Annotated in this window: 11 protein-coding genes; 3 read left to right on the forward strand and 8 right to left on the reverse strand. The window is 71.5% G+C overall.

Annotated features, from left to right (window positions below; translation table 11 throughout):
- The 6 genes from OOZ19_RS06855 to OOZ19_RS06875 all read right to left on the reverse strand — a co-directional run.
- Positions 1–2,908, reverse strand: a 2,908-nt coding sequence (locus OOZ19_RS06855; RefSeq protein WP_416309404.1) for an arabinosyltransferase domain-containing protein, incomplete at its 3' end; no start/stop codon positions are given.
- Positions 2,909–3,074: 166 nt separating this feature from the next.
- The gene (locus tag OOZ19_RS06860; RefSeq protein ID WP_266089163.1) at positions 3,075–4,253 is read right to left on the reverse strand and encodes an acyl-CoA dehydrogenase family protein; all 1,179 of its coding nucleotides are present in this window, start codon (positions 4,251–4,253) and stop codon (positions 3,075–3,077) included.
- A complete protein-coding gene (locus OOZ19_RS06865; RefSeq protein WP_266089164.1) occupies positions 4,250–6,562 on the reverse strand; it encodes a molybdopterin-dependent oxidoreductase in 2,313 nt (770 codons plus the stop codon). The genes OOZ19_RS06860 and OOZ19_RS06865 overlap by 4 nt, the downstream gene beginning before the upstream one ends.
- Positions 6,563–6,576: 14 nt before the next feature.
- A complete protein-coding gene (locus OOZ19_RS06870; protein ID WP_266089165.1) occupies positions 6,577–6,714 on the reverse strand; it encodes a hypothetical protein in 138 nt (45 codons plus the stop codon).
- A gap of 239 nt (positions 6,715–6,953) precedes the next feature.
- On the reverse strand, positions 6,954–7,034 hold the full coding sequence (locus OOZ19_RS30135) for a putative leader peptide (protein ID WP_416309410.1): 81 nt from the start codon (positions 7,032–7,034) through the stop codon (positions 6,954–6,956).
- 75 nt (positions 7,035–7,109) lie between these two features.
- The gene (locus tag OOZ19_RS06875) at positions 7,110–8,954 is read right to left on the reverse strand and encodes an AMP-dependent synthetase/ligase (RefSeq protein ID WP_266089166.1); all 1,845 of its coding nucleotides are present in this window, start codon (positions 8,952–8,954) and stop codon (positions 7,110–7,112) included.
- Between the two features lie 110 nt (positions 8,955–9,064).
- Between OOZ19_RS06875 and OOZ19_RS06880 the strand changes: the two genes are divergently transcribed.
- Positions 9,065–10,150 carry an AraC family transcriptional regulator gene (locus tag OOZ19_RS06880; protein ID WP_266089167.1) on the forward strand — a complete coding sequence of 362 codons (1,086 nt, stop codon included), beginning with the start codon at positions 9,065–9,067 and terminating at the stop codon, positions 10,148–10,150.
- Positions 10,151–10,370: 220 nt separating this feature from the next.
- Here the strand turns inward: OOZ19_RS06880 and OOZ19_RS06885 are convergent, their stop codons facing one another.
- Together OOZ19_RS06885 and OOZ19_RS06890 are read right to left on the reverse strand one after the other, a co-directional pair.
- The gene (locus tag OOZ19_RS06885; protein ID WP_266089168.1) at positions 10,371–11,675 is read right to left on the reverse strand and encodes an MCE family protein; all 1,305 of its coding nucleotides are present in this window, start codon (positions 11,673–11,675) and stop codon (positions 10,371–10,373) included.
- Positions 11,676–12,049: 374 nt separating this feature from the next.
- Positions 12,050–12,334, reverse strand: a complete 285-nt coding sequence (locus OOZ19_RS06890; RefSeq protein ID WP_266089169.1) for a hypothetical protein — start codon at positions 12,332–12,334, stop codon at positions 12,050–12,052.
- An 85-nt stretch (positions 12,335–12,419) separates the two neighbouring features.
- Here OOZ19_RS06890 and OOZ19_RS06895 point away from each other — a divergent pair, with 85 nt between their 5' ends.
- Together OOZ19_RS06895 and OOZ19_RS06900 are read left to right on the forward strand one after the other, a co-directional pair.
- A complete protein-coding gene (locus OOZ19_RS06895; RefSeq protein WP_266089170.1) occupies positions 12,420–12,656 on the forward strand; it encodes a DUF397 domain-containing protein in 237 nt (78 codons plus the stop codon).
- 152 nt (positions 12,657–12,808) lie between these two features.
- Positions 12,809–13,669 (forward strand): helix-turn-helix domain-containing protein, encoded by an 861-nt coding sequence (locus tag OOZ19_RS06900; RefSeq protein ID WP_266089171.1) that lies wholly within the window; start codon positions 12,809–12,811, stop codon positions 13,667–13,669.
- Positions 13,670–13,871: the final 202 nt, after the last annotated feature.

Raw genomic sequence — 13,871 nt, forward strand, 5'->3', positions numbered from 1 at the left:
CGGAGATCTGCAGGCACGGGTGCACCAGCGCGGCCGGCCACTCCACGTAGGTGGGGCTGTCGCCGACGACGTCGGTCATGTTCGTCAGCTGCGGTGCGCGCGGGGCGCTGACCGCCTGCCAGCCGCGCGCCGACACGGACCGGTCGACGGCGACGATGCGCATCTTGGTGGTGTCCTTCGCATCGCCGTCCACGACGAGGCGGTGGTCCCGCCAGGACGGGCCCCCGGCCTGCAGCAGGTAGCGGCGGGCGGTGATCTGGAAGCCCTGGTCGGTGTCCTTGCCGAACTCCACCGCCAGCGAGTTCGCACCGCCTTCGATCCCCGCCATCGCCAGCACGATCGGGACCTCGCCGTTCGAGGCGCGCTCGGGCACGTCGTACCACTGGGTGCGCAGTTCGCCGGTGCCCTGCGGGGTGAAGCTGCCCCACACCGGGGCGTTGTCGCCGCCGAACTGGTACGGCGGGCGCCATTCGTCGGCGACGCCGCTCGGTCCGGGCGGGGTGCCGTCGCGGTTGAAGCCGGTCAGCTTCGCCTTCAGGTACTCCTCGGGAGTCTCCTCGCCTTCGAGGCGCTTGGAGGGCACCGGGACGTCCGGGGAGAACGCGGGCGCCGGTTCCGTGGGCTGTTCCTGGGCGACCTTGAGCATCCCGGCCTGCGGGTTCGTCTCCACGTAGATGTAGTCGGAGAGCCCGCAGCTGCCGCCGGTGAGCTGCTTGATGTTGTCGGCGCCCATGCTGTAGCCGCCTTCGCGTTCCTGGATGGCCTTCCCGAACGCGGCGAGCTCACCGAGGATCAGCAGCGCGCAGATCAGCGACAGCGGAGCGGTGCCGAGGCGCAGCGCCCGGCTGCGGTGTTCGACCCCGTTGGGCGGGGCCAGGCTGCGGTCGCCGCGCAGGTGTTCCACCAGCGCGACGACGGCGGCGATGGCGGCGATGCCGAGCAGGATGGTGCTGGCGTTGCGTCCGTCGATCCGGGGCGGCATGTCGTACCAGGGCACGCCCCAGCCCGACACGTACCACCAGGCGTTCGGCCCGGTCGCGGAGAACGCCGAGATCACCATGAGCCCGGAGAAGAACGCGGCCCGGTTGCGCCGGGACCGCAGCACCGTGGTGCTGGTGGCGAGCGCGGTGAGCGCGGCGACGGCCCCGCCGACCGCGGCGAAGATGCCGAAGTGGTGGGTGTGCTTGGTCTGGGTGAGCGCGAGCGCGACGAACGACATCGCCGCCACCGCCAGCAGCCTGCGGCTCGGGCCGAGCGCGGCGCCGCGGATCCGGTTGCGCCGCAGGAGCACGACCGCGCAGGTCGCCAGGCACAGCATCACCAGCAGCACCGGGAACCGCCGCGTCAGCGAGCCGTCCGGGATCTGGCTGAACAGCATGTTGTAGCGGTTGAGCTCCTGGTACCACTTCTCGCTCGGGCCCAGGTCGATCTTCAACGCGGTGGCGTCCATGATCGACTGCCAGGTCTGGTCCCAGAGCAACCAGGTCAGGATCACGAAGCCGGACGCGGAGATCGGCGCGAGCACCGGCAACCAGCCGAACTCCTTGGCCCGCCGCGACACCAGCTTGATCAGCGGCTTGAGCGCCGCGACGAACGGCAGCACCGCCACGATCCCGTGCGGGCCCGCTCCGACGGCGAGCGCGGCCACCACCAGGCCGAGCGCGGCGGGCATCAACCGGCTGGTCGCGACGGCGCGCTCCACCGCGCACAGCGCGAGCAGCGAGAACACCACGATGACCGGCTCGGAGCGCAGGCCGTTGTTGTAGGGCAGCCAGAACGCAAGGAACACGGCCGCGGCGGCCCACCCGGCGGCGTTGCTGCGCCGGACCTGCTGGCCCAGCCTCGGCAGCACCTCCCGGCTGATCAGCAGCCAGCTCGCGCAGGCCATCAGCAACGAGGGCAGCCGCACCCACGGCACCGCAGTGGACACCTGCACCCACAACGCGTAGACCTCGTAGAACCAGCCCCACGGCGCCTCGGGGTTGGCGAACCAGCGGTAGTAGTTGCTGACGTACCCGGCGGACTCCCGCGCCCGCGCGATGGCCATCGTGTAGCCGTCGTCGGAGCTCATCGCGCCGATCAGCCACCAGACCACGAGCGAGCCGAGCACCGCCACGTCCCGAGCGGTCGGCTTCCACCAGCCGGGCTGCACCCACCGGGGCGGGCGGCGCCCGGCGCGCTTGTCGAGGCGGCGCAGGCACACCACGGAGCCGATGAACGCGAGCACCGCCAGGGCGATCACCGTCAGCTTCAGCGCCGTCGGGGAGCTCTCGAAGCGGTTGTCGACCCGCGCTTCGAAGCGCAGCCCGGAGACGTCGTCGGCGCGGGCGTTGAGGTCCGAGTAGATCCCGGTGACCTGCGGTCGGTGGTCACCGGCGATGTTGGTCAGCCAGCGGTCCTCGCCGAAGCCGGCCTTGAACCCGACCGCGTCGTTGCGCACCTCCAGCGTGCAGTCGTCCTCGGGGATGGCCATGGTGTTGACCTGGCGGCCCTGGGACAGCAGCGTCAGCTGCCCGCGGTCGACCGTCAGGCTCATCCCGGTGAGCCTGCCGTTGTCGGAGTTCGGCGGGTTCGTGCTCAGCAGGTTCGCCGGTCGGTCGCTGCGGGCGTCGAGGCTGCGGGCGCTCGCGCACGGCACGTCCGCTTCGAGCCACACCGGGGCGAACGTCGTCAGCGGTGCCGAGACCGACGTGGTGCCGCTGGCGGTGGGCCAGCGCAACGTCGTGATGTCGTGGTGGACCGGCAGGAACGGGACGGAGAGCGACAGCACCGTGCCGAGGACGCCGAGGACGGTCGCGATCAGCCGCAACCGCCGGAGCCGTCGGTCCGTCCGAGGCCGATCGGCCTCCGAGGACGGCGCGGATTCCGCCTCCGCGTGATCGGTGTCGTCTTTCTCCGCATTGAGCACGCCCCGGAGAATAGCGGGCGCCCTTACCGCAACGACGCAGCATCAACCTCCGTGTTGGGGTCGCCACACCGGTTAACGACACGGCTGAGGGAATCAGCGGGAGAACTCAGCTTCCTCTCAGCGACCCGTGATCGAGCGGTTATCAAAAAGAAGTCGAACGTCCAGTTCAGACGGTCAGCGCGGCGGTACCGGCAGCAGTGAGCGCGGTGTCGTCCTGCGGGGTGTGAATCCGGCTGCACAACACGTTCCGGTAGTGTCGCTCGATCGGGTTGTTCCGGGAAAGTCCGGGATTCCCGATGAGTTCGATACCGAGTTCCACGGCCCGAATCGCATTCGTGGTGACGGCGTGTTTGGCGAGTCCGGCCTGCCCGGCGGATTGTTCCCCTTCGTCGACCGCCCGCGCGGCGGAGTCCAACAGGGAAGCGTTGCTCAGCAGCAAGGTCTCGATCCGGCCGACCGCCTGCTGGAACCGCGGCAGGCTCGCCAGCGGCTTGCCCAGGTTCGCCGGGGTCCGCTCGTTGAGGTAGCCGACGAGCCAGTCGCGGGCGGCGCGCGCCACTCCGTCGTAGAGGGCGCTGAGCACCACCGGGCTCCAGGTGCCGAGCACACCCGCGTTCCGCCCCGGCGCGTCCGGGCGGTGCAGGTCCACGGCGTGTTCGGCGGGGATCCGGGTTCCTTCGAAGAGCACGTCGTCGCTGCGGGTGCCGCGCATGCCGAGGTGGTTCCAGGTCCGCTCGATCCGGTAGTTCCCGGCTTCGCGCGGTACCAGGAACGCGCCGACCCTGGGTTCGGGTTCGTCGGTGCGCGCCCACACCAGCAGCCAGCGCAGCCCGGGGATGCCGGTGGAGTAGGTCTTGTGACCGCGCAGCGCCCAGCCGTCGGCGGTGCGCTCGGCGGTGGTGGCGGGCAGGCCGCCGCGCGCCGGGGTGCCCAGGTCCGGTTCGACCCGCAGCGCGTTGATCAGCGCCACTCCGCCGAGGGAGCTGCGCTGCACCTCGCGGCGCACGTGCCGGGGCCAGGGGTTGCCTGGTTCGCGCAGGTCGACGTGGTTGAGCAGGTGCATCGCGAGCACCAGCGCGACCGACGGGTCGGCGGCGCCGACCGCCCGCACCACCGGCACGACCTGGGCGAGCCCCGCTCCCCCGCCGCCGGACCCGGTGGGCAGGGTGACGTTCAGCGCGCCCGTGGCGTGCAGGTCCGCGAACCCCTCGTGCGGGAAGGTGCCGTCGCGGTCGTGGTCGGCGGCCCGCTCGGCGATGCGCCCCAGCGCCGCCGTAAATTCGGGCGTCGTTCCCGCGGACCGGGCGAGCCGAGCCGCCGGGGCGTCGTCGGTGGTGCGGGTCACCGGGTGCCTTCCTGTTCGGGGACGAGCCGCGGCGGGCGCACGCAGCTCAGCGGCGGCGGTTCGCCCGCACCGGGTTCGACCTCGACCCTGGTCTGCTGCCCGGAGCAGCCCTGCGACAGCGGCGAGGTCGGCCGGTCGGCGGTGAGCACGTTCGGGTTGCCGTGCACGCACAGCGAGCCGCCGGGCTGCGCCGGGTCGTCGACGGGGTCGTACCAGGCGCCGGTGGCGAGCACGACCACTCCGGGCAGCACGTCGGTGGTGAGCCGGGCGCCGGCGAGGCAGGCGCCGCGGTCGTTGAACACGCGCACCACCGCGCCGTCGGTGATGCCGCGGGCGGCGGCGTCGTCGAGGTGCAGCCGGATCGGTTCGCGGCCGTCGACCTTGTCGGCTCGGCTGACGGCGCCGACGTCGCCCTGCCCGTGCAGCCGGGTGCGCGGCTGGTGCGCGATCAGCTGCAGCGGGAACCGGTCGTGGTCGAGCCCTTCGGCCGGTTCCCGCCACACCGGGTGCCCCGGCAGGCCGGGCAGCCCGAATCCGGCGATGCGCGCGGAGAACAGTTCGATGCGCCCGCTGGGGGTGGCCAGCGGGCGGGATCCCGGGTCGGCGCGGAACTCGGCGAGCGGTGTCGTTTGCGGGCGCGCGGGCAGCGGCAGCTCACCGGCGCGCCAGAACTCCTCGAACGCGGGCACCTCGTGGCCTTCGCCCGCGAGCGCCTCCCGCCACTGCCCGTAGAGGTGCGCGAGCCACTCGCGCGGGGTGCGGTCGGCGGTGAACGCGGAGCCTACGCCGAGCCGTTCGGCGAGCCCGCGGAACACGTCGTGGTCGTCGCGGGCCTGCCCGACGGGGTCCAGGATCCGCTGCATCGCGATCAGGTGCGTGTCGCGCCGGCCACCGCCGATGTCCTCGCGTTCCAGCGTGGTCGTCACCGGCAGCACCACGTCCGCGTGCCGGGCGGTGGCCGTCCAGTGCGGCTCGTGCACGATCACCGTGTCGGGCCTGCCGAAGGCGCGGCGCAACCGGTTGAGGTCCTGGTGGTGGTGGAACGGGTTGCCGCCCGCCCAGTACACCGCGCGGATGTCCGGGTAGGTGAGCCGCCGCCCGTCGTAGTCGAACTCCTCGCCGGGGTGCAGCAGCAGGTCGGAGATCCGGGCCACGGGGATGAACTCCGAGACCGGGTTGGCGCCTTGCGGCAGGGTCGGCAGCGGCAGCAGCGGCCCGGTGTCCCCGACGTCGCCGATGGAGCCGTAGCCGTGGCCGAATCCCCCGCCGGGCAGGCCGATGTCGCCGAGCATCGCCGCCAGCGCCAGTGCGGCCCACACCGGCTGCTCGCCGTGCTCGATGCGTTGCAGCGACCAGCTGACGGTGATCAGCGTGCGCCGGGCGGCCATCCGTCGGGCGAGGTCGCGGATGTCGTCGGCGGGCACGCCGCACAGCGCGCTCGCCCACTCGGCGTCCCGTTCCGGGCCGCCCTTGCCGAGCACGTACCCGGCGAACTCGTCGAAGCCGGTGGTGCACCGGTCCAGGAAGTCCTGGTCGTGCAGCCCTTCGGTGAGCAACGTGTGCGCGAGCCCCAGCATCAGCGCGACGTCGGTCGCGGGGCGCACTTGGGTCCACCGCGCCCGCCGGGAGTCGGGCAGGTCGGTGCCGAGCGGGCTGATCACCTCCAGGTCCACGCCCGAGCCGTCCCAGTCGGCGAGGACTTCGGAGCTGGTGTGCCGGGTGACTCCACCGGGCGTGACGGAGACGTTCTTCGGCGGCAGCCCGCCGAACGCGACGACCAGGTCGGTGTGGCGCCGGATGGTGTCCCAGCCGTCGGCTCGGCGGAGGTACGTGTCGGCGTCGCCCACGAGGTGCGGCAGCAGCACCATCGAGGTGCCGAGGCTGTAGGAGTTCCGCGAGGCCGTGTAGCCGCCGATGGTGTTGAGGAACCGGTGCAGCTGGCTCTGCGCGTGGTGGAACCGGCCCGCGCTGGCCCAGCCGTAGGACCCGCCGAAGATCGCCTGGTTGCCGTGCTGCTCGCGGACGCGGCGCAGTTCGGTGGCGACGAGGTCGAGCGCGGTGTCCCAGCCGACTTCGACGAATTCCTCCCGCCCGCGCCGGTCGGACGGCCCTGGACCGTTCTCCAGCCAGCCGCGCCGGATCGCCGGGCGCGCGATGCGCGTCTCGTGCCGGGTCGCGCTCGCGACGTTGCCGAGCAGCTCCGACGGCGCCCGGTCGGCCGGGTGCGGCGCGACTTCCAGCTCGCCGTCCGGGCCGATCCGGGCGCGGTAGGCGCCCCAGTGCGAGGTCGTGCTCAGCCAGCCGTTCATGCCGCCCAACCTAATCACCTGCGCCGTTCGAGCCCGGTCCGCTGCCGCGGCGCGGTCAGGTGGAAGCGGTGGCGGAGTGCGCGGTCGCCGTCGCGGGACGTCCGTCCACTGCGGACGGAGAGGTCCGTGCGCGGCCAGCGGCCGGTGCGCATGGCGGGCTCCTGGGGACGTGCGGGCACGGCCGAGGACCCCTGGACCGCGAGGCGGCGACCGGAGCGGCGGGGGCGCCGCCGGTGGTCGTGCTGGGAGCGATCGCCGTCGTGGCGGGGAGGAGCCGCCGTGCGGGAGGACTTTCCGGAGTTCCGGGTACGACCGCTCGTGGCGGGACGAGCTCGTGATCACCGGAGGACGGCCGAGGCGCGAGGCCGGGCACCGGTGAACGGGGCGACCGTCAGCGCTGACACAGCGCGCTGGCGTGCCGCCGCAAATCGACGTGCCGCCGCGTCACGAGCCGCTTGATCGCCTTCACCACCGCAGCATCGCCGCAGGGCGTCCGGAAAGTCAACGTGCCAGGTTCAGTCTTCCCGCCTGCTGGACGGATTCGGCATCACCGCGGGTAGAGCGCGTCCAAGTGCTCCCGGTTGTGCTTGACGACCACGGCGCGGCGGATCTTGCGGGTCGGGGTGAGCTCACCTTCGTCCTCGCTCCACTGGGTCGGCGCGAAGTCCCACTCGCGGACGTGCTCCACGCGCGCCAGCCGCGAGTTCGCCAACGCCACGACTTGCCGGATCTCCTCGCGCAGTTGCGGATTCGCCAGCAGGTCCTCCCGGACCGCCCCGGCGAGCCCGCGCTGCTCGGCCCACTTCGCCAGGGCCTCCGCGTCGGGCATCAGCAGCGCCACCAGGTACGGGCGTCCGTCGCCGTGCACCAGCGCCTGCTCGATGAGCGGGTGCTCCACCAGCAGCGACTCCACGGCGACGGGGCTGATGTTCTTCCCGCCCGCGGTGATGATGAGTTCCTTCTGCCGCCCGGTGATCCGCAGCATCCCGTCGTCGTCCAGCGAGCCCAGATCGCCGGTGCGCAGGTAGCCGTCCATGGTGAACAGGTCCCGGTCGGCCTCGGGCAGGTTGCGGTAGCCGGAGGCGCACAACGGCCCGCGCACCAGCACCTCGCCCTCACCGGTCAGCCGCAGCTCCACGCCCGGCATCGCCGCGCCGACCGTGCCCGGCCGACGCGGATCGCCCGCGCGGTGCATCACCGCCGCGCCGCAGGTCTCCGACAGGCCGTACACCCCGGTCAGCTCCATGCCCAGCCCGGAGAAGAACCGCTCCAACCCCGGCGGCAGCGGCGCCGCACCGACCGCGCGCACCGCGCACCGGTCCAGCCCCAGCGCCACCGGGATGCGGTGCAGCACGGCACGGTGCGCCAGCCGCGCCAGCATCTTCTGCGTGTCCGTGGCATCCGGAGCGGCGCCCTGCTCGGCCGCGCGCAGCGCCCAGGCGCCGAGCTTGCCGCGCACCCCGTCCTGCTCGGCGATCCGCGACTCGATGCCGGTGCGCAACTTGTCCCACACCTGCGGCACGCCGAACAGGATCGTCGGGCGCACCTCGGCGAGCCGCTGCGGCAATTCCTTGACGGTGGCGCAGAAATGGGTCTCCCCGCCGCACCGCAACGGCAGGTACACCGACAGCACCCGCTCCGCGATGTGCGCCAGCGGCAGGTACGACAGGCTCACCACCTCATCGGGCAGGCCCGCGGCCCGCGCCAACGCCTCCACCTCGTAGAGCAGCGCGCGGTGGCTGAGTTCCACGCCCTTGGAGGTGCCGGTGGTGCCCGACGTGTAGATCAGGACCGCGATGTCCTCGGGGCCCGGACGCATCCGCTCCTGCACGGCCGGGTCGTCGTGGGAGAACGAGCCGTCGTCCACCGCCGCGCCCAGCTCCAGGAATTCCTCCCAGGTCAGGATCTGCCCGGTGAACCCGGCCGGGCGTGCGTCGCCGATCTCGCCGAGCGTGATCACCACGCCGAGCTCCGTCGGCTCGCCCAGCACCGGCAGCCACCGGCGCCACGCGTCCTCGCCCTCCACGACGACGATCTTCGCGCCGGAATCGACCACCACGTGGCGGATCTGCTCCGGCGCCAGCGTCGCGTACAGCGTCGTGGTCGTCGCGCCCGCCGTCGAGGCCCCCAGGTCCGCGAGGATGTGCTCGGGCCGGTTGCTCGCCATCACGCCCAGCACGTCACCGGGCACCAGGCCCAGCGAGCGCAGCGCCGCCGCGATGGTCAGCACCCGGCCGTGCACCTGCGACCACGTCCAGCGCTCGTCGGTCGTGGCGAACGCCGGCGCGTCGGGCCGGGACCGGGCGATCTCCGCGAGCAGGCTCGGCACGGTCCGGCCGCGGATCGCCGCCTCGATCTCGTCCCGCTCGGCTTGGACCTCGGTCGCGGTCATGCGTTGCTCCCCTGCAAATGGCCTACACGGTGTCGTCCGTCACGATCACGTTAAGCGGGAAAGGGGTGGGGGCTATGACGTCGGCGGCCACGTGATTGATACTTCCGGACATGCCGCATAGACGCGACAAGCATCACAGCACGGGTGTGCGCGCACCCGACGACATCCCGGACCCGGTCGTCCGGGATTGGGACTTCCCGCGCAGCCCGATCAGCGCCCTGCTGCTCACCCGATTCGCCGCCGAGTACCAGGTTCCGGCGGAGACCGTGTTGTGCGGTACCGGGCTCACCGAACCGGAATTGGAGGACCCCTCGTTCTCCGTCGACGCGCACCAAGAGCTGCGCATCGTGCGGAACCTGGTCAACGCGCTGCCCGACATGCCGGGCCTGGGGATGCTCGCCGGGCTGCAGTACCACCTGACCGCGTACGGGATCCTCGGGTTCGCGTTCATCAGCAGTTCGACGGTGCGCGACGGCATGGCGGTGGCGCTGCGCTACCTGGAGCTGAGCTTCGCCTTCTGCATCCCGCGGATCCGCTGGTCGGGCGAGGAACTGCGGGTGGAGCTCGACGCCTCCGCAATCCCGTCGGACGTGCGGGATTTCCTGGTGGAGCGGGACCTCTCCGCGATCCACACCATCATGGTCGAACTGCTGCCCGCGCCGATCCCGGTGCAGCGGATCGAGCTGAGCCTGCCCCCGCCGCCGGACGGTATCGAGGCACCGGCGTTCTTCGGCACGGTGCCGTCGTTCGGCGCGCCGCAGGACGTGATCATCCTCGATCCGGCGTTCCTGGACCAGCCGCTGCCGCAGGCGAACGAGCACACCTTGGCGATGTGCGAGGCGCAGTGCCGGGATCTGCTGGCGGGCAGGCGGGAGCGCAGCGGATTCGCCAAGCAGGTGCGCGATCAGATGCTCGGGCCCGACGGGGTGCGGATGGGGATGGAGGACGTGGCGCGCAAGCTGCACACCACGGCCCGCACGCTGCACCGCAGGCTCAACGCCGAAGGCACCAACTTCCAAGCGGTGCGCGACGAAGTCCGCGCCGCGCTCGCCGAGGGGATGCTGCGTGACGGCGCGCTGTCGGTGGACGACATCGCGATCCGCTTGGGCTACGCGGAAGCGGCCAGCTTCATCCACGCCTTCAAGAGGTGGACCGGGACGACGCCGATGTCCTACGCCCGGCGGCGGCAAACTTGATCGCGAGGTGGGTGCGCACCGACCCGGCGCGCCCACCTCGGCTCATCCGGTGTTCCAGGAATCGTTCGGGCGAACGCGGAGGCGCCGCCGCACGAGATCTCCTCCTGCGGCGGCGAAGTGCATCGGGCGCGTTGCGGGAAAAGGGTCCGTCGGGCCGGGTCGCACCTCCCCGGCCCGACGGAGTTTCGGGGCCCGCCCGCGGGATCCGCGGGCGGACGTCTCAGCGGTAGCTCACCTCGGCACCGCGCAGCACCGGTCCCACCAGCATCGATCCCCACTGCGGGACGGTGCTCGCCGGAACTCCCATCGACGGGGCCAGGACGGTGGACATCGCCTCGCGTTCCTGCGGCGAGTTGACCAGGCCGAGTCCGCCCGCCCCGCCTGAGGAAGCCGCGCCCGGCGGATTCGCCGGGGTGGGCGCGGTGGAACCGTCCTGGAACGGGCCGTCCGGCGGGTACTGCGGCCGGGTACCGGGGGGGTAGTCGTAGCAGCGCGGCCCGCGCTCGTCGTCGAAGGACGGTTCGTCGCCCGGCACGTACTCGCCCCGCGCGGCCACCACTTCCAGCGAGACGTGCGCGCCGGGCTCGTCGCTGCCGACGCCGAAGACGTCGTCGATCCGGGGGATGATCCCGGTGAGGCTGCGCAGCAGGCACGGGTACTGCGGGGAGTACTTCGCGAGCACGTCCGCGGTAGGCCGCGACGACTCCCCGAGCCTGATCAGGTCGTCCCCGTTGGCCTCCAGGAAACCGGTCGCGTCGTTCGACGTCGTGGTCAGCTGCGAGGTCAGCGTCCGCAGGTTCTCCTGCTGCGCCACCAAGGTCCGCGACGTCGCCGACAGGTCGCCCAGCGCCTGCAGCACGTCCGGGGCCGCCTGCTCGTAGGTCTCGGCCACGCCCACCAGCTGGCGCAGGTTCTCCTGCAGCTGCGGCAAGGACGGGTTGAGCCCCTCGACGTACTGGTTCAGCCGCGTGATCGTGTCACCGACCTCTTCACCCCGGCCGTCGAGCGCCTGGTCCAGCGAGTTCAGCGTCACCGCCAGGTCGTCCGGGTGCACTGCCTGCAGCACCGGCATGGTGTCCGCCAGCACCGTCTCCAGCTCCACCGACGCCCGCGTCCGGTCCTGCGAGATCACGTCGCCCGAGGCCAGCCGCGTCGACGACGCATGCTCCGGCACGTCCAGCGACACGTAGCGCTCGCCGAACAACGTCCGCGGCAGCAGCCGGGCCGACACGTTCGCCGGCAGCAGCCGCGCCTTGTCCGGCTCCAGCGCCAAGTGCAGCTCCGCGCCTCCGTCCGTCGGCCGCACCTCGTCGACCCGGCCCACGGTCATGCCGCGGACCTTCACCTCGGAGTCGGGCATCAGCTGGTTTCCTGTGGACGCCGCGCGCAGGACCACGTCCACGCTCGGCCGGAAGGCGCCTTGGTAGGTCGCCACCGTCACGCTCAAGAACAACGCGACGCACAGCAGCAGTGCCGAACCCAGCAACCTGCGCCGCACCGTCGCGAAGGTGCTGTCTCTGCTCATCGGACCGCCGTCGACTCGTACCCGGAACACCCCGCGAGGCGCGCGTGCGCGCCGATTCCGCGGGGACCTCACTCACGGCGCTCCCCCGGATGGATCGCGCCGGGGAGGCCGGATAGGGCAAGAGAGTAGGACGTCGGCGTGACCTGAGTCATGACAACCCCGGTCAGCCGATTGACCATTCCGGACAGATCAACGGGCGCTGTCGCCATCGCCCGGATCGCCGCGGAACGTCGTCCTGCGCGGGCGGAAACGCGCTCGCGGAGCAGGACGCGACCGGGTTCGCGGCGCACCGCCGCGCTCGGGCCGAACCGGGACGTGGTGGGATCTCGGGACGTGCGTGGCGGCCGATGACATCGGGAGGCCGCCGCGCGGGACTAGAGCTCCGAGTCCTCGGACAGAGCCGCTCCCACCGGCATCGAGGCCACGCAGGAGACGCACGGCATGCAGCCGCCCGCTGGCACGTCGCCGATCGAGTCCGGGCGGAGTCCCATGCCGCAGGCGGTCCGCGCCAGGCCCGCGTCCCAGTCGACGGAGACGATCGCGTGCGCCTGTCGCAGCGACACGCGGTGGTGCTTGCGCAGCACCCACACGCGTTGCTCCAGGGCAGCGTCCGGGTCACGCCGGAGGTGTGCGGAGCTGTTCGCAACGCTGGGCATCATTGCTCCCTCCTGTGCTTGAGATTAATCCTACTCAAGGATTAATCTCATTGTCGAGCTGAACTGAACAGTGTGGAGGGAGCGCCACGTGCACGCACCGGATCCGGCCCCAACGACCTCGTACTTCCCCCGGCACGGCTGGACGGCCGCCAACCGCTGCGGACCCAACGGCGGCAACTGCGTTGAGGTCAACCACCCCGTTGCGGGCGGCCACGTCGGAGTCCGCGACAGCAAGAACATCGCCGACGGGGTCCTGGTCTTCGACGCCGAGCAGTGGCGTTCCTTCCTGTCCGGGACCCGCGAGGGCGCGTTCGACCTGACGTGATCACCATCGGCGCGGGAAGCGATGACGATTATTCCCCTGAAGAGTGAATGTGCGGATCGCTCCGGCAACCTGCCGGGGACCACGCCCGGGTGAGCGTGCTCGGTTAACATGATCTGCTGGTCGAGACCTTGAACGTAGAGCGGAGATTCCGAGTGCCGAGCACGGTGACGTCGCGGCGCAGACAGCTCGGCAACGAGATCCGCCGAGCGCGGATGGCGACGGGCATGACCCAGCAAGAGGTCGCCGAGCTGCTGGGCTGCCGACAGGGCAAGGTCAACAAGATCGAGTCCGGCGCGGTGGCGGTCAAGCAGGCCGAACTCAAGCACATGCTGGAGGCCTTCCAGTGCAGTGACGCCCAGTCGGAGCTGATGCTGGAACTGGCCCGGTCGAGCACCGGGCAGCGCGGGCAGTGGTCCGGGTACCGCTCGGCGGTGCCGCACTGGTTCCGGACCTTCACGGACCTGGAGCCTGCCGCCGGCGAGATCCTCAGCTGGCACGGCGAACGGATCCCCGGCCCGTTGCAGTCCGAGCACTACATGCTCACCCAGTTCAGCGAGGACCGCGCCACGGACGTGACCTCGCTGGTCCGCAATCGGCAGGACCGCAAGCAGGTGTTCGACCTGGAACGCCCGCCGTACTACCGGTTCGTGATCGGCGAGGCGGCGTTCCGGCGGATGCCCGGCGGCCCGAACCCGTCGGTCGCCCTCGACCAGGTCGAGCACCTGCTGGACCTCGGCGAGCGCTACTCCCGCACCTTCGTCCACGTGCTGCCGTTCGACGTGCGCCTCGCGTTCACGCCGAACGACTTCACGATCATGCGCTTCCCGGACGCCACCAAGGACTTCGTGTTCATCGAACACGCCGCGGGCGGTATTTACCTGGACGACGAAGGAGACTTCGAACTGTTCGTCGACGCGTGGGACCGAATCCGCGGCGCCGCGCTCGAACTCAACGAATCGGTGGATTTCCTGCGCGGACTGGCGGCCGAATTCCGCTCGCAGATGAAGTTCTGATCATTGTCGCTTTCGGCGGGAGCCGAGGGAGTGGCAGCGGCCCTTCCCCGCTCGCGCGAGCCGGACGAGCCCCTGGTCGGGCCGTCGGCAGCGTTCGCGCGTCCAGCTCCGGACAAGCCCCTGACCACGCGCGTTGTCGAAGATTTCACCCGAACGGCCCCCGCTCACGCTCAGCGTTCTAGGGGTTACGATTCGTCGCAAG

It is taken from the genome of Saccharopolyspora sp. NFXS83 (genome assembly GCF_026241095.1).
Taxonomy (GTDB): domain Bacteria; phylum Actinomycetota; class Actinomycetes; order Mycobacteriales; family Pseudonocardiaceae; genus Saccharopolyspora_C.

What these genes read in the sequence shown, in the direction of transcription:
- OOZ19_RS06870 (WP_266089165.1), bottom strand. Translation starts at nt 6,714, where the DNA reads ATGCGCACCGGCCGCTGGCCGCGCACGGACCTCTCCGTCCGCAGTGGA.
- OOZ19_RS06885 (WP_266089168.1), bottom strand. Translation starts at nt 11,675, where the DNA reads ATGAGCAGAGACAGCACCTTCGCGACGGTGCGGCGCAGGTTGCTGGGT.
- OOZ19_RS06880 (WP_266089167.1), top strand. Translation starts at nt 9,065, where the DNA reads ATGCCGCATAGACGCGACAAGCATCACAGCACGGGTGTGCGCGCACCC.
- OOZ19_RS06875 (WP_266089166.1), bottom strand. Translation starts at nt 8,954, where the DNA reads ATGACCGCGACCGAGGTCCAAGCCGAGCGGGACGAGATCGAGGCGGCG.
- OOZ19_RS06865 (WP_266089164.1), bottom strand. Translation starts at nt 6,562, where the DNA reads ATGAACGGCTGGCTGAGCACGACCTCGCACTGGGGCGCCTACCGCGCC.
- OOZ19_RS06890 (WP_266089169.1), bottom strand. Translation starts at nt 12,334, where the DNA reads ATGATGCCCAGCGTTGCGAACAGCTCCGCACACCTCCGGCGTGACCCG.